Here is a 16,773-nt window from a genome sequence, read left to right as displayed (position 1 = left end):
GGTGAGCTTCGAGAGCCTCAGCTCCCTACTATTTTCGAACCCTGAGGTACTCGAAGGGTGAGCTTCGAGAGCCTCAGCTCCCTACTATTTTCGAACCCTGAGGTACTCGAAGGGTGAGCTTCGAGAGCCTCAGCTCCCTACTATTTTCGAACCCTGAGGTACTCGAAGGGTGAGCTTCGAGAGCCTCAGCTCCCTACTATTTTCGAACCCTGAGGTACTCGAAGGGTGAGCTTCGAGAGCCTCAGCTCCCTACTATTTTCGAACCCTGAGGTACTCGAAAGGGTGAAGAATGCGATTATAGCAGGTAGGAACACGAATGCAGTTGGTAGGAGTACAATTGTAGCGAGTAGGAATGCAACATTAGGGTTGAGGAATGCAACATTAGGGTGGAGGAACGCATAATTACCAAACCCTGAGGCTACTCGAAGGATAAAATACCAGAAAGTTGGACTTCGAGAACCTCAGTCCACAAAAATTATGATACTTCTGAAGGGTAAATCTGTAGAAATCTTCACTTATCACGAGGAAATTGTCAGCTATGTTATCGAAATCCTCAGCTATTGCGGGGAAATTGTTAACTATGTTGTTGAAAGAGTCATCTATCGTGGGGAAATTGTTGGCTATGCTGTCGAAAGAGTCAGCTAACACGAGGAAATTGTCAGCTATGTTATCGAAATCCTCAGCTAACACGAAGAAATTGTTAGCTATGCTGTCGAAAGAGTCAGCTAACACGGGGAAACCATTAACTATGTTGTCGAAAGAGTCAGCTAACACGAGGAAATTGTTAGCTATGTTGTCGAAAGCATCAGCTATCACGGGGAAATTGTTAACTATGTTGTCGAAATCCTCAGCTAACACGAAGAAATTGTTAGCTATGCTGTCGAAATGTGTCACAGGGAGCTTGTCGTAGTGTTGTCGAAATCTGAGGCTTTTGAAGAGTAAGGAACATATAGTGCAGGGCTTCGAGTACCTCAGCCCACTATAAAACTAACACGAACCCTGAGGTTACTTGAAGGGTAAGCTTATCGAATATCAGTAAAATCGAAGTGTTGGTAGTATTTACTAAAATATTTCTATTCTTTTTTATAAAAATAACCCCTGTATACGGATATCCGTAATCCTATTTCTAAAAAGCAATTTACTTTAGAGCTGTAAAAATTTATAGGTGCTTATGTTTTTAATAAGTAAGGGATATGGGTATCTTGGTAACTATATATTTGTTTTCTAAGTTGTTATAGAAACTAAATTAAAAACGATGGCTAACTTTTAAAACCTGAAAATTAACTAATGATTAAAGCCAAATTATTCGTTTTAGGAACAGAACGAGAATTATTATGGACAGATTTACAATATTATAGATTTTTAAATCATAAAACAGGGCGCTGTGGTTAAATTCCAATGGGAGGGCTTATTACTCTTGCCTTTATATCAGGTTATGATGATGACAGACTACTACGTTGGATGACCCATAGCCAAAAAGGCGAACTCTGTACATTAACAAAAGGTAAAATTATATTTTATCTAGGGGATTTTGATGGTATCATCCTTTTTGAATACAAATTTAATGATACAGCTTTAATCTATTGGAAAGAAAAATTTACTGCTGTAGGAGAAGAACCAATGATAATAACAATGACTATTTCTGCTGCCATACAAGAAGTAAAAGGAATAATTTTGGTAAAACCTTGGCAAGAAAGTTGGGTTAAACCAAGTGAACAAATACCTTATCAATCCACCGAAACATTAGATAATGAACCCAAAGTAATTGATTATTACATTACAGATTTGAATAATGAGCGTACTAACAAAATTTTGGCAGGTGACAAAATATTACTTAATATTCATAGTAAAAATATGATTGATGAATTGTTCAGTATTAAATTAAATAATCAAACAATAGATTTTAAATACAAAGGAGAAGTTTTAATAGATGATACCCTTAACAATTATAAAATAGGCAGTAATAATGAAAAAATAGAACTAGAAGCAATTAAACAGGAAGTATAAGATATGGGTAAAAATATTTTTAGACTAGAAATTGCTGGTATTACAAAAACTGCTGAATTAGAGGTTTTAGACGACTACCCTATTATTAGAATAACTAAACAAAAAACAAGAGAAACTGTAAAACAAAAAATTATAGGTTCTTATAGCGGAGGACTTCAATATGTTGATGTTGATTTGTATAAAGTTTTAGTTACGGATAATGAAGACGCTAGTTTCAAAATGGAATTTTCGGTTGCCCGTGATGCTGCTGCTGTAATACCAGGTAATGATAAAGGAAAAACAATGATCCTATCTAATATGTCTTTTGAACCCAAAAACGGTAAAATAAATCATTATTCAGGAAAGTATATGAGTGCATATCCAAAAAAGAATGATACACCCGCAATAAAATTAATGCAAAGCGGTTCTGAACAAATCCATGCCCAAGCTAGACCAGATGCATTACTTTTGGATTATAGATTTAAGGAAGATATTGCAAGAGGTGTTATGATTCATGTAGGTGGTAGTTATGATAATGAAAACTATGGTCATTCTATTTCAGCTTCTGAGGGATGTTTTGGTATTGTTAATGACAACAATTCACCAACAAACACTTCTGACCAATTAACCAAAAAAGTTATAAAGACTATCTGGGAGCGAGCTAAAAAAAGTAAGGCAAATCCTAATCATGTTAGAATAATAATAGAAAAGAGAGATGAAAATACTATCCCAAATAATGTCGTTTTTACCAAGAAATAGTATTCTATTTATTTTATTAATTATTACATCTTGTAGTGAGCAACTTGATTTTAATGAAGTGGCTTCTGGTAAATTAATTCCTAAAGGAGAGAATATTGTCTATAATAGAGAATCAATTAAAAAAATTGATAACAATACCATCTTTATAAAAAAGATTGAACGATATAATGAAGATTTGGATTTATTCGAAGTTGATATTTCAAAAGCAGAAAGCATATTAACGTATTCAAGAAAAGAGCTAGAGAATGATAGTGTCTTAATAGATTCTTATAAAATATCCAGAGATAGAACAAAAACAACTCTAGAGGATGGTTTTGTCATTGATAATGATGAAAAATATAAAATAATTTACAAAGTAAAAGATACTTTATTATGCTTAAAAGGACAGGATGTATTACTTCTAATAAAATCTTAAAATTAAAAGCAATAAATTACTGTGCAAAAAAAGAGGTAGTATTTACTAAAGGGTGTCTATTCTTTTTTATAAAAATAACCCCTCGATACGGATATCCGTAATCCTATTTCTAAAAAGTAATTTACTTTAGAGCTTTAAAAATTTATAGGTACTTATGTTTTTAATAATAAAGGGATATGGGTACCTTGGTAACTATATAATGGTGTTAATTTTAAAATGACATTAGAAGATTTAAAAACAAATATAAAATGGTGGGAATCCAAACGTTGGATTTTTAATATTGCGGTGGGACTTTTCGGGATATATGGAATTTATGATTTTCTAAGTACAATTAATTACGAATGGACAACCGAGGATACGATTGGAGTTATATTTTGGGGAATTGGTGCCAATATTTTCTATTCACTAGGATCCTTAATGGAACTTTTTGACTGGTATTATTTTAATAATAAAATCAAAATTACCCAAGGACTTAGATATTTACTTTTAATTGGTGGGATATTATTTAGTTGTTTTTGGACTCTCTGGAATACCATTATTTATTTTAAAACTAATTATTACTAAAAAGCAAGCCAAGCATAGCACTTCGTAGGCTAGATGGATTAAATTGTTAGTTATATTATCGAACCCCCTGAGGTATTCGAAGGGTGAAGAACGTGACTGTAGCAGGTAAGGAACACGAGTGCAGGTGGTAGGAGTTTTAGTGAACACTATTTGTCATTCCGTTGCAAAACGGAATCCATAGTTTATACTAAGACCCAAACAGAATAGATTCTGGTATTTTCACATTGTTATGTTAAGATTATTAATTGTCTGTCTTAGTCTTTTAAAGGTAGAGCTTCGAGTGCCTCAGCTCACTATAGAGTTAACACGAACCCTGAGGATCTCGAAGGGTGAAGTCCTGTAGAAAGCATCAGCTATTGTGGGGAAACCGCTAGTTATGTTGCTTGGTGAAAAATGTATAATGTTATTATATAATATCGAATTAAAGAATGGCAAGTATAGATAGAGCCGATTGGCACTATGGTAATGATTTTCCTGAAAATCTTCCTGAAGAAAACGGAGGAACTCATATCGGAATGTATTTAAATTGGGTAATTGATACTGAACTGATAGGAGAGTTTCATCTAGCAGAATCAAAAGACGGGATTGAAAAAGTGAAATCCGGCGAAATAACTGGACGAGATTTTTTGTTCGACTATTGTGACAGAAAATTCTGGAATGAAGATTTAAACGAAGTAGGGATTCAGTTTACAGAACACTACTATGAAACCAACAAGTATTTTAAAGATTATGTCAAAATTTTAGTGTTAGAATCGGAAAGTATTTATCAAGTCGAAGATAATAGAAAAAATTACGAGCTAATAAAACAAAGATTAGATAAAAGATTTAAAAAATGGAACACTAAAAAATATAAAAGATTTTGGAAGTTCTGGAAATAACCCCCAAAAACAATAAGCCTATAAACCTATCCTGATTTTTTGCTACCTTGTGCAACAGGTACAATGTATATACGTAATGTTTTCTATTGGTTGTACTTCGTATACACTGTTGTAACCCATAAAATCAAACCTAATGTATATTACTGTATGAGAATAATAATCTTACTATTGGTTTCATTACTAATATCTTGTAAAAACAATAAAGTAGACGAAAAAATAGCTGCACAAAAAATAGTACCGATTACAACTTCGTCAGAAAAGGCGAGAGAACATTTTGAAAAAGCAAGGTTTTTGGTTCAAAACGGAATAAACGCGAACCCTGTTGAACAATATAAAAAAGCTATTGAACTAGATGTTAAGTTTGTTAGGATGTACAACTTTATATCCATGTATTCTGGCAATGATTCTATAAAAAAACAAAACCACCAACTAGCAAAAAAATATAAACATTTGGTTTCTAAAGAAGAACAAATGTTGGTTGATGCGACAGAATTTAGGCTAAACAATCCTGATGATATATACGAAGCTAAATTGTTTGAGCTGGCAGAACTTAGTCTTTTAGATAAATATCTTTATCATAGTATATGTTTTTTGCTCTTTAGGAAAAATCCAAGCTTAGCTATTAAAGCAGGAAAAAAGTCGATTGAAATAGATAAGGATTATGGTTCTGGGTATAATATTTTAGGGTATGCTTATATAAATAATAACGAATTTGATAAAGCAAACAAAGCGTTTGACAACTTTATAAGGTGCGAACCTGAAAATGCTAACCCGTACGACTCAAAAGCGGATTTAATGCTAAGGCTGGGAAATTATGAAGAGGCTTTAAAATTAAAACAAAAGGCATACGAACTGGATAAATCTTTTGACTGGATTCCAGAAGAAGTAGCTGACATTAAAGCCAGGATAGATTCATTAAAAACAGGTAATTACTAAATTAGTACCAAGCTAAAAATTGACATATATAAACCCCTGCTCAACGATTCATATCCCCTTTTTTTGTTAGATTAATGTATGGGGGATATAATAATGACTGCGACTGCCTCCCCTTTTTTTTGAGAGCGCAAAGAAGAACTCTGTCTATAAGAGCCGTATCCATCAAAGGTTAGCTCTCTTTGGTTTATTACTATGTAAAAAAATGTTCTTTGAACTCGTTACTATTATAGTTAATAACCCACTATCAAGAAGATATTGGTTTCCTAACTTAAAAAGAAAAAATGAGGCTCTTAAAAAAAAATAAAAAACAAATCAATAAATTTGATCTATGGCTTATGATTTGGGTTTTAATACAACCTTATATTAATTAACAAACATAATTGCCGTTGGTTAGGATTAAACAAGACAGGTGAACCGTAATCGAAAGAATAAATTTCTGAAGGCTTTATTAATAATCATAGTACCTGTTTTGGGGTTAAAAACATACATCGAAATAGATAGGGTTATTTACGAAAATCGAATAGATAAAATGAATATACAGACCGACCGGTTTGAAAGCTTAATTGAACATAAAATGTTGAAAATGGATGGTTACGACATTCATTATTTCGTGTCAGGAAAAGAAAATAACGATGTGGTTGTGTTTTTGCACCCTGCATTTTCAGACCATAGGGCATTTGACCAGCAAGTAGATTATTTTTCAAAAAAATATCGGGTGATAACCATTGATTTTATCGGACATGGATTATCAAAGGCAAATAAATCAAAAGACAAAATAGATGCTTCCTCAAAACACATAGAAAAAATCCTTGAAATTGAAGGTTTTGACAAAGTTAACCTTGTTGGGGTTTCGATGGGGGCATTGATTGCTCAACATTTTGCACTTCAATATCCAGAAAAAACCCGGTCTCTTACAGCATTGGGTGGATACAACATCAATAAAAAAAATAAAGAAGTAGGCAAGGCTCAAAAATTTTCAAATTTTGGATTGGTTCTTAGGGCTATCTTTTCAATGAAATCATTTAGAAAGAAAACAGCTGAAATTACATGCAAGACAGAAAAAGGGCAGGCTTTGTTTTATGGGACATCCAGTCTTTACGAAAGAAAATCTTTTTTGGTAATGCAAGGACTTCAGAATGTAATAAAAGATAGGGAAATCAGAAAATTTATGTACCCAACTTTGATACTAACCGGAGAATATGATATTGATCTAGCAAAGAAAATGGCAAATGAATGGCATTTGGAGGCTGATAATAGTGAGTATTTTATGATTGAACATGCCGGACATTGTGCAAATATTGATACGCCATTAAAATTTAATGAATTAGTAGATGGGTTTATACAAAAAACGAATAATAACTAAGCCAATAATAAATATAAGCAAAGCGGGGCAATTTGGTAAATTTGAATATATAAAAGGATTTAATAAACAATATGGCGAAATCCCTCGAAATCCCGTGTTATGCATATTCGGGCCATTAGCTACAAGTTAAGAAGGTAGACATAAAAAATTCTTGGAAAATATCATGCAAAGACCTGCAAATAGTTTATAAAAAGTCATTTCGGATAAAATATCCAATGTCGTTTAGTTAAGAATTTAAACTATTGATTTAAAGTTTGTTAATCATGGATTCCAGCGCAGGATGGGGGAATCCATGATGGAAGTAAAGGGGTATTTTGTTTTTACAGACATTTAATCCTCAAAAAGATACAGCTTAACTAAACGACATTGGATATTTTATCCGAAAGAAACCAATTACCAACAATAGTACCCATTGTACAAGTCTGTAATTTCTTATAAAATGGTTTGTTTTAAGCCTCTTTATCGAGGCTTTCATTATCAGAGATATCTATGTTTTGATGATATAAAAAGCGGGCTAATTCTAAATGATCGATTTCCGTAACTTCTATCGCACAAAGTGTAATTGGTGTAAGATGTTCTTAAAAAAGATTTAAAACCTTCTTAGGTATTATCAAATTGATAATGTTCTCCTCTAACAGTAGAAATATCAAATGTTTTTTTAGCTATATCGATTCCGTAAAAAATAGTATATTTCATCTAAATAATTTTTATGAAGAGCAAAATCTATTGGAATCACCAACCTATAAACAAGTTTTAATGCCTAATGAATTGTCTGAATTTTGATAGAAAAAGGAGGGGGGAGGGGGGCGATTAACTCGTGATCTAGGTCACAATGGTATTAACGAACTTGATCTCCTTTTTTGTTCTTCTATTTCTGTGTAAATTTAACTAGATGCTAGCTTAGGATGAATTGCTATTAAAACCTGTTTTAGAGGAGGAAAGCCAAAAATAATTTAAAGTATATATAAAAATATGATATCGATGAAAATAAAGACCTTAAAAAATATAGATACAGAAATTATTTTAGAAGCTTTTAACACCTCTTTTTCAGACTATTTTATCCCTTTTCATTTAAGTTTGGAACAATTAAAGTCTAAAATAAAAGCAGATAAGATACATTTGGATTACTCTGTAGGAGTGTTTGAAAACAAAGAGCTTGTTGGTTTTATTCTGCATGGATTTGATATTGTAAATAATAAAAGAGTAATTTATAATGGAGGAACAGGTGTTGTTCCTCAAAAAAGAGGGTATGGGTTAACAAAACAAATGTATGATTTTATCCTCCCAAAATTAAGAGAACAAAAAATAAATTATTTGCTTTTAGAAGTAATTTCTAATAATATTCAGGCAATAAAATCTTACGAGAAATCAGGATATACTATGGAGAGAGAACTAAAATGTTTTAAAGGGGAAATACATCCAATAAATATAGTTAACTCTATAAAAATTAAAGAAATAAAAGAGTATAATTGGGAATTAATGCAGTCCTTTTGGGATATATTTCCTACTTGGCAGAACTCAAAAAATGTAGTGGATAAATTAATAGATGTTAACCGCTTAATTGGCGGGTATATAAACAATCAACTAGTAGGATATTTAATATATAATCCACAAAGTAAAAGAATACAACAAATAGCAGTAGATAAGGGTTTTAGAAGAAAAAAGGTTGCCTCGTCACTTGTAGCTTATGTAACCAAACAATTTGGACAAAATTTATCGATCATTAATGTAGATAAAAGAGCAAAGGAAACAGATCTGTTTTTATTGAATATTGGGTTTAAAAATAGCATCCATCAAATCGAAATGAAGTTGGAATTGAAGTGATTTAATTAGCTTTTCAAAAATAACTATGGATTTGTTTTTGAACAATGCTTTTGTAGCTATTGCTTCTAATTGCAATGGTTATGCAAAGTTTTGATCTACAGATGCTTTTGTCTTATTTTTTTGTGATAATCAGAATTGCTTTATTAATTTAGGAAAAGGATTATAAGGAAATAAAACACATACAAATGAAATATAAATTAGCACTTTTTATCTTTAGTTTTGGTTGTATTTGTTATGCTCAAAAAAGCAGTAATATTTCTACTATGGATTTTGTTCAAATCTTAAATGATAATAGAAAAGAAACTCTTTTTTATTACGAAAACAATTGGAAGGTTTTAAGAGATATGGCCATACAAAAAGGATACATAAAATCTTTTCAGATTCTGGAAACCGAAGCAGGTAAAAACCAACCATTTCATTTGATTCTTATTACCACTTATACGAATAAAGAACAGTATGAGAAAAGGGAAAATCGTTTTACAGAACTGATAGAAGCAAAAGGAGGTTTGGAGTTGCTGAATGATAAAAAGCCTAATGATTTTAGAAAAATAGTATTCAGCAAAGAGCACGTCGTTCATCTATATTAAAAAAGAAATTTTTATAGCATACACTTATGAGGGTAAATACAAAAATGCCAGAGGCTTTACGGCCTTATTATAATACAGAATTAACGCTGTATCAGGATCAATATAGAAAAGGGAACTTAAAAAAAGCTTGGGATCACCTGGAAAGAGCGCATGTGATAGGGCAAAAATATCCTTATGCGCACAGTTATGTACATTGGAAAATGCTTCAGTTTGGATTTAAAATAAAAAGCCCAAGGGAGGTTGTTGGGCAAATTCCAAGGTTACTAATAGGTGGGGTTAAATCTTTTGTGGGTAAAATACCGGTAGGAAATACCGGAGGGGCAAATATACCTCCCTTAAAACCTTTGCCGGTCAAAGAGGATATTCAGGAGATTTTTATAAAAGCAGGAGTATAAATGTAGGCAGGGTATAGTTTTAAGCTTTAAGAAAAAAAGTAGGGTGCCTGATTTAGGACACCCTACTTTTATGTATATAGATTATAGTACGTTTTTATTCTTGATTCTGAATATTTACCAGTTCTATTTCAAAAATCAGATCTGTATTAGGAGGGATTGGTCCGGCTCCTCTTTCACCATAAGCAAGGTGCGAAGGAATAAAAAGTACGGCTTTATCACCAACTTTCAATTTTTGTACTCCTTCTTTAAAACCAGGAATCATTTTGGCTTCTGGAGAGTAAGACATTGGCATAGGAGCATATCCTCTTGGATCTGCGGCTCTACGCTCATCAAAAGTGCCTAATTCTTTAGCTTTTTCAGCAATATTAGTGTCAAAGTTTTTACCATCGGCAAAGTATCCTGCATAATTAACGGTAACCATATCGGTTGGTTTGGGCTGTTCCCCGTCTCCTTGGTTAGTAAAAGCAATTTCAAGGCCACTTTCTAATTTTGTAGCAGTTGCTTTTAATTCATTAAACTTTGCGGCAATTTTTTCATTTCTTTCTTTTTCAGCTTTTTCTTTTTCAGCTTTTTCTTCTTCAAGAAGTTTTAGTTTGTTTGTAAAAGCAGTTTCTGTATCAAAAGCTTTTGCGTCATTACCCTTACGAATAATATTAACTTCTAACATTTTTATTTCTTCTTCTGGCTTATCTCTTGGTCCTGTTTTTACTACTCCGATACTATCTATAATATCCTGACCCAAAGTGATTTCTCCAAACACAGTATGTTTTCCATTTAACCATGGAGTTTCTTTTAATGTGATAAAAAATTGGCTACCATTGGTTCCGGGGCCAGAGTTTGCCATAGATAATATTCCTTTGGATTTATGAGAAAGTGAATCTACGATCTCGTCAGGAAATTTATATCCGGGATCACCGGTTCCGGTACCCAAAGGATCTCCTGTCTGGATCATGAAATCTTTGATAATTCTGTGAAATATAATTCCATTATAATATTTTTTTCCTTTATAAGTACTATCTACCATCGTATTGGTGCCTTCTGCCAGTGATATGAAGTTTGCCACTGTCATTGGGGTAAGATCATAATGTAGTTTTGCTACAGCAGTACCTTTGTTTGTTACGATTTCTGCATAAATACCATCTTGTAATTCTGGATATTTTTCATTGCAGCTACTAAAAACTAATGAAATTGTAGTTAGAAATAATAATAAATTTAATTTTTTCATTTTTGTTGGTGATTAATTTTCTGTTGTTGATTCTTTTGTAATTGTATTGAGTGTTACTTCTGTTATTAACGGAATATTTGTTCCAATCTTATGATCGTCTCCATAATATCCGTATGCTTGATATGAAGGAAATAAAAATGTAACCATTTCTCCTTGTTTCATAAGTTTTAATCCTTCACGAAGACCTAAAAAAAGTTCTTCTTTATCTATCCGGTATGTAATAGTATCCAGTTCTTGTTTGGTATAAATTATATTCCCTTTTAAATCTGTAATGTTGTAATTAAAAGTTACTTTGTCCCCAAATTTTGGTGTAATATTAGATATGGTATCTTTTTTTGTGTAGAAATACCAAAACCCTGTTTCTGAAGTGATATATTTATGAATTGTATCTTCAGTTATGATTTTTTGAATTATAGCTTCTTCTTTTGCTGCAAGTTCTTTATTTCTGTTAATAGATTCATTGATAAAGGAGCCTGATTTTATATTGACCGGTTTACGGGCTTCAGGCGTTTTGCAAGAAGATAATAAAAAAACAAGACAGATGGTGTGAAGGGCTAATCTCATTGATTCAGAACATTTTTATAAGATGGTAAGATACTAATAAATTTTTCAACAGTATCGTTTAAAGAAAGATAACTTCTTCCGCCAGCAGCGTTATGGTGACCTCCTCCTTCAAAATGATTTCTGGAAAATTCATTTACAGAAAAATCGCCTTTAGATCGTAGAGAAATTTTAATAATTCCTTCGCCTTTATTTTCAATAAAAATCAAAGCAAGTTTAATTCCTTCGATAGAGAGCCCGATATTAACAAATCCTTCGGTGTCTCCTTTTTTGAAATTGTGCTGGTCTAATTCTTTTTGCGATATGGTAATATATGCTGTTTTGTATTCTGGCAATACTTTCAAATTATTTAAAGCAACACCTTTTAGTTGAATTCTGGAAAGAGTATTGGTATCGTATATGTTTTCATGAATTTGAGTGTTGTCTGCACCATGATCTATTAAATCAGCAATAACCTTATGGGTAGTGCTGGTCGTGGACCTAAACCTAAAAGAGCCAGTGTCTGTCATAATACCCACATAGATACACGTAGCTATTTCTGGCGTGATTTTGTCCAGATCATTAAGCTTTTCTATAAAATGATATACCATTTGGCATGTCGAGCTCATACCTACATCACTATACATATATTTGGCATAGCTGTCGGGTTGTTGATGGTGATCGATCATAATAAAAGTACTTTCAGATCTTTCCAAAACATTTTCCAAATCTCCACTTCTGGACAGATGATTAAAATCTAATGTAAAAATAAGATCTGCATTGTCAATCATAGCATTGGCAATTTTTGTACTACCGTCATATTTTACTATAGAACTTTCGCCGGGCATCCACTTTAAAAACTCCGGATAGTCATTAGGAGTAATAACTGTTGTAGAATGCCCAATACTATTAAGATAATGACTCAATGCCAAACTGGAACCTATTGCATCTCCATCAGGGTTTTTGTGTGTTGTAATAATAATATTTTTTGCTGTAGACAACAGCTCTTTAATTTTATTTGTATCACTAGTGTTCATAGGTTGGCGAAGATACGATAAATAATATTTTGGTAATATTAGAAGCTTTAATTTTATAGGGTTATTAATGTAGAAAAAATGATGTATTTTTTTAAGCTGTTTCTTCTGTTTTTTTGCTCGACTGCTATAGTTTTTTGTCAGGAAGATTTAAAGAACGAAAAAGAGGATTTTGTTATTGCTTTTGGAAGTTGCAATAAACAAAACAGTCCTCAGCCTTTTTGGAATGAAATCTTAAAAAATAATCCGGATGTATTTATTTGGGGAGGCGATAATATCTATAGTGATACCGAGGATATGGATGTAATGAAAAATAATTATACTATACAAAATAGCAACCCGGATTATCAAAAGCTAAAAAAAAACGTTCCTGTTACAGGTACTTGGGATGACCATGATTATGGATTGAATGATGGGGGGGTAGAGTGGAACAAGAAAAAAGAAAGTCAGCAATTATTTTTAGATTTTTTAGAAGTACCTAAAAATGATCCTAAAAGAACCCGGGAAGGGATTTATAATTCTAAAATATTTGAAATTGAAAAGGGAAGTATTAAAATAATTGTTCTGGATACCAGATATTTTAGGTCTTCTTTGAAAAAAAGCAATATAGAAGGCAGGCGGTATGAGCCTCACCAAAATGAAGAAGGTACAATATTGGGAAAAAAACAATGGGAATGGTTGGAAAAGGAATTAGAATCTAATTATTCGGATTTTGTTATTATAGTAAGCAGTATACAATTTTTATCTTCAGAACATGGTTTTGAAACATGGGGTAATTTTCCGGGCGAGGTAGAACGCTTAAAGAGTATTTTGGTGGATAAAGGAGTGCGAAATGCTATTATACTTAGCGGGGACAGGCATGTCTCTGAGTTTTCTGTAGCCAAAGTAAAAGGACTTTCATATCCACTATTGGATTTTACATCCAGTGGTTTAACCCATTCTTATTCTAATTATAAAGGAGAGTCCAATAAATACAGAATCGGTAATGTAATCGCAGTTCCCAGTTTTGGAGTGCTAAAATTTGATTTGGATTCTTATATAGTAACCATGCAGGTTCGGGGTAAAAACAATGTAGTGCTACAAGAGTTTAAGAAACAATATTCTAAAAAATAAAAATATCTTTTTTGAAAAGAGAAAGTTTAATATAAGCATTGTTTTTTAAGCTTTTTTTGATGTACTGTAGGAATGCTTTTTTGTTTTTTTACCCATATATATGCTATGAGATGCAAAAAAGCACTTCGACAGATCAAAAAAACAACTATCTATAGAAAACAATTATTTTAAAAACACATAATAAATAGCAGATGATGTAGGAAACAGTTCTTTGTCTGCCGGAGTTATATTAATAGATGTTCTTTTTTCTTCTACATTTAGGTTTCCCAGAATATCCCATTCAAAATATTTGTTGTTACTCTCAAAAGATCCGTTCGGATTAATTTTAACAAGAATATTGTTTTTAGTATCCATTAGGTGATAATCATTGGTCATTATTGCAATTATATTATCTTCTGGATCCGTAATTTTAGTACGATCAATGATCTTGCCCACTATTTTTTTATTAATATGTATTTCACCTTTAGAATTAAGCGCAACATTTTTGTTTTCTATTTCATTTTTTATTTGAAAATCAGCCAGAATTAAATTTCCGTCTATATTTTTTAATGCAGTAAGAGGATAAAGATAATCAGGCATAGGATCTCCTTCTTGTAGCATAGCTTCTTTTTCTGGTTTTATATTCGAATAACGACCTTTGTACCCTCTGTTGTTTAATAGTTTTGTAATATCTTCAATATCCATATCTCTAAGCCTGCCTGTTATATAAGTGTTTTTGTAGGTAAAAATGGACATATACTTTTCGCCATTAATTGTTTCGGATAAATCTGTATAATAAGCCATATCTGGACTGGTTTGAGAAAAAAAAGGGAAAATAGTTATAATCTGAAGCGTTATTGCCATCCTAAAATTTTTCATGTGCTTCATGTTTTTAAAGATTATATATTTTAGTAAAAATACATATTTTTTTGGAGATACCTTGTATGCTTATTTCCTGTAATAATTCTTGTTTTTGACGCTTTTATATATATTTTTGCACAAAAATTAAAAAAACAGGGTTTTATAGCCTAAATAATAACTTATGGTGCTTTTAAGATAAGTGCCAGACAACAAAATACATACGATGACAACAAACAGAACTTTTACAATGCTTAAACCAGATGCGGTAAGAAAAGGATATATTGGTGGTATTCTTGATCAAATTACAGCTTCGGGATTTAGAATTGTAGCGATGAAATTAACACAACTTACTACAGATGATGCAAAAGCATTTTATGCAGTACACAGCGAGCGTCCTTTTTATGGGGAGTTGGTAGAGTATATGACCAGTGGTCCTATTGTAGCAGCTATTTTAGAGAAAGAAAATGCAGTAGAGGATTTTAGAACTTTGATAGGGGCTACCAATCCTGAAGATGCAGCAGAAGGAACTATTCGTAAAAAATATGCAACTTCAATTAGTGAAAATGCAGTACACGGTAGTGATAGTGATGAAAATGCTGCTATTGAAGGGGCTTTTCATTTTTCAGGAAGAGAGCAGTTCTAATACCAATCCGGATTAAATCATAAAAGAAGCCATTTGTATTTGTACAAATGGCTTCTTTTATGATAATAATATTTTCTTTTCTGCCTGTGCTTCAAAATAAAAATTGACCATAGCTGTTTTGGATTATACTTTTATACCAGATCTTGATCTGGTATAAAAGTATAATCCAAAATGTTATGCTAAACATAAAAAAATAAGGTTTTATTATGTTTTCAATCTTTAAGTTTCATTGCATAATTTGGGAAATGCCGTTGAATTAAGAATTTAAACTATTGATTTAAAATTTGTTAATGGTGTATTTTAGTTCCGTTCTTCAACGGGATAACAAATTGCCGGAATGACAAAATAACCAAAACACAATGCTTTCTGCTTATCATTCCAACGTAGGCTGGAATCCATGATGCAAGTATAGGGGTATTTTGCTTTTACAGATATTTAATCCTCAAAAAGATACAGCTTAACTTAATGACATTGATAACTTGGGTTAAAAATATAAATGCATTATATTTTTTCTTTTATATTTTTTGGAATACCGTCTTTATGAAGTAAAATACCTACTGTTTTCATTCTGAAATATGCTTCAGACATATATAAGTAGCCTTTTTGTGCTCCTTTGGTCCCCCAAGAGTTTTTTATTTTGTAGTAAGCTTTTCCTTTTTTGTCTGTTCCTTTTCCTACAATATGCATTAAATGATCGTCTGTGGTATTGTAATTTTCAAATTCTTTTTGTCGGGATTCAGGGGTGACATTTACTTCTTCTGTATATTCTTTAAAAATACCTGAGCCTTCTTTTTTATCGGTTAAAACAGCCAGGCCATGTTCTTGAGAAAACCCTGTTTCACTTACATCCCCATCCCAGGCAACAGTAAATCCTTGTTTTAGTGCGTGATCCACTACTTGTTGCAACTCGATAAGAGAGATATTGTGGTAGGTTCCGTTAGAAAAATTATCAGGAATTTCAAGAATAAAATCACTGCCGATAGGGTGGTGCGTAAAAGAAGTTAATGTAATATAATTTTCTGCTTCTATCCCAAGTTTTTTAGCAAATTGTATAGGGGTATACGTTTTACCTTCATAAGTAAAAGTATCTGGTCTTTTTCCTAAATAAATATCTAAAATAGCCTCATAACTTTTCCACCAGTTATCAGAAAGGATTTTATGGGTAACAGCATTATCAACCATATTGGTTAATAATGTAATTAATTCGCTATGATCATGTTTATCCTCAACGTTGCCAGAAAAACCTGTGTAAACCTTATTAGGAACAATCCCATGATTTTGTATGGATTTTATAACATCGTGGGATAGAGCTCCTTCGCTAAATTGAGCTTTGCCTTGTCTTAAGATATAATTTTTTGCTTTATCCAGGTAGGTGTTTCTAACTTGGTATAATTCGGATAAGTCATGGTTTCCCAGTCCTAAACGAGCAATTTCAGACTCTATATAAGAAGTGGTAGAAAAACTCCAACAAGTACCTGTTTTTCCTTGACTAAGTACCGGATTGCATTGCAGAAACGTTTGGTCTGTAATTGTATAATCCGGATGAATTTCTTGTGTGTATCCTATAAATAAACAAAATAGTAAGCAATTAATAAAGATAATTTTTTTCATTATAGTATGATAATTTGTGGGGTTGAAGATACGAGAAAATGAATTAAATTTAAAAACAGG

At 32.1% G+C, this 16,773-nt stretch carries 18 protein-coding genes; 12 read left to right on the top strand and 6 right to left on the bottom strand.

Translation table 11 applies throughout. The features are described from left to right. Positions 1 to 402 precede the first annotated feature (402 nt). A complete protein-coding gene (locus tag ACZIYX_RS11980; protein WP_462682481.1) occupies positions 403 to 894 on the bottom strand; it encodes a hypothetical protein in 492 nt (163 codons plus the stop codon). Positions 895 to 1,398: 504 nt separating this feature from the next. On the opposite strand from ACZIYX_RS11980, the gene tssD reads away from it, so the two are divergent. The 10 genes from tssD to ACZIYX_RS11930 all read left to right on the top strand — a co-directional run bounded on the left by tssD (position 1,399) and on the right by ACZIYX_RS11930 (position 9,707). After that, on the top strand, positions 1,399 to 2,007 hold the full coding sequence (gene tssD / locus ACZIYX_RS11975; protein ID WP_462682480.1) for a type VI secretion system tube protein TssD: 609 nt from the start codon (positions 1,399 to 1,401) through the stop codon (positions 2,005 to 2,007). 3 nt (positions 2,008 to 2,010) lie between these two features. Further along, complete coding sequence (locus tag ACZIYX_RS11970; protein ID WP_462682479.1) at positions 2,011 to 2,745, top strand: hypothetical protein; 735 nt, start codon at positions 2,011 to 2,013, stop codon at positions 2,743 to 2,745. Further along, a complete protein-coding gene (locus ACZIYX_RS11965; RefSeq protein WP_462682478.1) occupies positions 2,723 to 3,160 on the top strand; it encodes a hypothetical protein in 438 nt (145 codons plus the stop codon). The genes ACZIYX_RS11970 and ACZIYX_RS11965 overlap by 23 nt, the downstream gene beginning before the upstream one ends. A 216-nt stretch (positions 3,161 to 3,376) precedes the next feature. After that, positions 3,377 to 3,724: a hypothetical protein gene (locus ACZIYX_RS11960; RefSeq protein ID WP_462682477.1), complete on the top strand. Its 348-nt coding sequence runs from the start codon at positions 3,377 to 3,379 to the stop codon at positions 3,722 to 3,724. Between the two features lie 428 nt (positions 3,725 to 4,152). Next, positions 4,153 to 4,602 (top strand): DUF7832 domain-containing protein, encoded by a 450-nt coding sequence (locus tag ACZIYX_RS11955; protein WP_462682476.1) that lies wholly within the window; start codon positions 4,153 to 4,155, stop codon positions 4,600 to 4,602. 147 nt (positions 4,603 to 4,749) lie between these two features. After that, positions 4,750 to 5,538, top strand: coding sequence for a tetratricopeptide repeat protein (locus ACZIYX_RS11950; RefSeq protein ID WP_462682475.1), 789 nt, complete (start codon positions 4,750 to 4,752; stop codon positions 5,536 to 5,538). A gap of 529 nt (positions 5,539 to 6,067) precedes the next feature. Then, on the top strand, positions 6,068 to 6,901 hold the full coding sequence (locus ACZIYX_RS11945) for an alpha/beta fold hydrolase (RefSeq protein WP_462682474.1): 834 nt from the start codon (positions 6,068 to 6,070) through the stop codon (positions 6,899 to 6,901). Positions 6,902 to 7,882: 981 nt separating this feature from the next. Then, positions 7,883 to 8,725, top strand: a complete 843-nt coding sequence (locus tag ACZIYX_RS11940; protein ID WP_462682473.1) for a GNAT family N-acetyltransferase — start codon at positions 7,883 to 7,885, stop codon at positions 8,723 to 8,725. 185 nt (positions 8,726 to 8,910) lie between these two features. After that, a complete protein-coding gene (locus ACZIYX_RS11935) occupies positions 8,911 to 9,312 on the top strand; it encodes a hypothetical protein (RefSeq protein WP_462682472.1) in 402 nt (133 codons plus the stop codon). Positions 9,313 to 9,338: 26 nt separating this feature from the next. Continuing rightward, on the top strand, positions 9,339 to 9,707 hold the full coding sequence (locus ACZIYX_RS11930; protein ID WP_462682471.1) for a DUF3703 domain-containing protein: 369 nt from the start codon (positions 9,339 to 9,341) through the stop codon (positions 9,705 to 9,707). A gap of 94 nt (positions 9,708 to 9,801) precedes the next feature. On the opposite strand, the gene ACZIYX_RS11925 is transcribed toward ACZIYX_RS11930, so the two are convergent. Genes ACZIYX_RS11925 through ACZIYX_RS11915 form a run of 3 tightly spaced genes read right to left on the bottom strand, consistent with a single transcriptional unit; the run spans position 9,802 to position 12,509 of the window. Next, positions 9,802 to 10,932 (bottom strand): peptidylprolyl isomerase, encoded by a 1,131-nt coding sequence (locus ACZIYX_RS11925; RefSeq protein ID WP_462682470.1) that lies wholly within the window; start codon positions 10,930 to 10,932, stop codon positions 9,802 to 9,804. A 12-nt stretch (positions 10,933 to 10,944) separates the two neighbouring features. Next, a complete protein-coding gene (gldI, locus tag ACZIYX_RS11920) occupies positions 10,945 to 11,496 on the bottom strand; it encodes a gliding motility-associated peptidyl-prolyl isomerase GldI (protein WP_462682469.1) in 552 nt (183 codons plus the stop codon). Continuing rightward, complete coding sequence (locus ACZIYX_RS11915) at positions 11,493 to 12,509, bottom strand: DHH family phosphoesterase (RefSeq protein ID WP_462682468.1); 1,017 nt, start codon at positions 12,507 to 12,509, stop codon at positions 11,493 to 11,495. The genes gldI and ACZIYX_RS11915 overlap by 4 nt, the downstream gene beginning before the upstream one ends. A 78-nt stretch (positions 12,510 to 12,587) precedes the next feature. Between ACZIYX_RS11915 and ACZIYX_RS11910 the strand changes: the two genes are divergently transcribed. Then, positions 12,588 to 13,619: an alkaline phosphatase D family protein gene (locus tag ACZIYX_RS11910; protein WP_462682467.1), complete on the top strand. Its 1,032-nt coding sequence runs from the start codon at positions 12,588 to 12,590 to the stop codon at positions 13,617 to 13,619. 162 nt (positions 13,620 to 13,781) lie between these two features. Here the strand turns inward: ACZIYX_RS11910 and ACZIYX_RS11905 are convergent, their stop codons facing one another. Continuing rightward, a complete protein-coding gene (locus tag ACZIYX_RS11905) occupies positions 13,782 to 14,477 on the bottom strand; it encodes a hypothetical protein (RefSeq protein WP_462682466.1) in 696 nt (231 codons plus the stop codon). Positions 14,478 to 14,682: 205 nt separating this feature from the next. On the opposite strand from ACZIYX_RS11905, the gene ACZIYX_RS11900 reads away from it, so the two are divergent. Next, positions 14,683 to 15,102 carry a nucleoside-diphosphate kinase gene (locus tag ACZIYX_RS11900; RefSeq protein ID WP_462682465.1) on the top strand — a complete coding sequence of 140 codons (420 nt, stop codon included), beginning with the start codon at positions 14,683 to 14,685 and terminating at the stop codon, positions 15,100 to 15,102. 501 nt (positions 15,103 to 15,603) lie between these two features. On the opposite strand, the gene ACZIYX_RS11895 is transcribed toward ACZIYX_RS11900, so the two are convergent. After that, positions 15,604 to 16,713, bottom strand: coding sequence for a C1 family peptidase (locus ACZIYX_RS11895; RefSeq protein ID WP_462682464.1), 1,110 nt, complete (start codon positions 16,711 to 16,713; stop codon positions 15,604 to 15,606). Between the last annotated feature and the right edge of the window lie 60 nt (positions 16,714 to 16,773).

The organism is Aquimarina sp. (assembly GCF_977115655.1).
The sequence above is the reverse complement of the archived record's forward strand: the minus strand, read 5'-3'. Positions and strand labels throughout refer to the sequence as shown.

Bases quoted from the DNA above. Each gene is read 5' to 3' on its own strand.
- tssD (WP_462682480.1), top strand. From the start codon at position 1,399: ATGGGAGGGCTTATTACTCTTGCCTTTATATCAGGTTATGATGATGAC.
- ACZIYX_RS11970 (WP_462682479.1), top strand. From the start codon at position 2,011: ATGGGTAAAAATATTTTTAGACTAGAAATTGCTGGTATTACAAAAACT.
- ACZIYX_RS11965 (WP_462682478.1), top strand. From the start codon at position 2,723: ATGTCGTTTTTACCAAGAAATAGTATTCTATTTATTTTATTAATTATT.
- ACZIYX_RS11960 (WP_462682477.1), top strand. From the start codon at position 3,377: ATGACATTAGAAGATTTAAAAACAAATATAAAATGGTGGGAATCCAAA.
- ACZIYX_RS11955 (WP_462682476.1), top strand. From the start codon at position 4,153: ATGGCAAGTATAGATAGAGCCGATTGGCACTATGGTAATGATTTTCCT.
- ACZIYX_RS11950 (WP_462682475.1), top strand. From the start codon at position 4,750: ATGAGAATAATAATCTTACTATTGGTTTCATTACTAATATCTTGTAAA.
- ACZIYX_RS11945 (WP_462682474.1), top strand. From the start codon at position 6,068: ATGAATATACAGACCGACCGGTTTGAAAGCTTAATTGAACATAAAATG.
- ACZIYX_RS11940 (WP_462682473.1), top strand. From the start codon at position 7,883: ATGAAAATAAAGACCTTAAAAAATATAGATACAGAAATTATTTTAGAA.
- ACZIYX_RS11935 (WP_462682472.1), top strand. From the start codon at position 8,911: ATGAAATATAAATTAGCACTTTTTATCTTTAGTTTTGGTTGTATTTGT.
- ACZIYX_RS11930 (WP_462682471.1), top strand. From the start codon at position 9,339: ATGAGGGTAAATACAAAAATGCCAGAGGCTTTACGGCCTTATTATAAT.
- ACZIYX_RS11925 (WP_462682470.1), bottom strand. From the start codon at position 10,932: ATGAAAAAATTAAATTTATTATTATTTCTAACTACAATTTCATTAGTT.
- gldI (WP_462682469.1), bottom strand. From the start codon at position 11,496: ATGAGATTAGCCCTTCACACCATCTGTCTTGTTTTTTTATTATCTTCT.
- ACZIYX_RS11915 (WP_462682468.1), bottom strand. From the start codon at position 12,509: ATGAACACTAGTGATACAAATAAAATTAAAGAGCTGTTGTCTACAGCA.
- ACZIYX_RS11910 (WP_462682467.1), top strand. From the start codon at position 12,588: ATGATGTATTTTTTTAAGCTGTTTCTTCTGTTTTTTTGCTCGACTGCT.
- ACZIYX_RS11905 (WP_462682466.1), bottom strand. From the start codon at position 14,477: ATGAAAAATTTTAGGATGGCAATAACGCTTCAGATTATAACTATTTTC.
- ACZIYX_RS11900 (WP_462682465.1), top strand. From the start codon at position 14,683: ATGACAACAAACAGAACTTTTACAATGCTTAAACCAGATGCGGTAAGA.
- ACZIYX_RS11895 (WP_462682464.1), bottom strand. From the start codon at position 16,713: ATGAAAAAAATTATCTTTATTAATTGCTTACTATTTTGTTTATTTATA.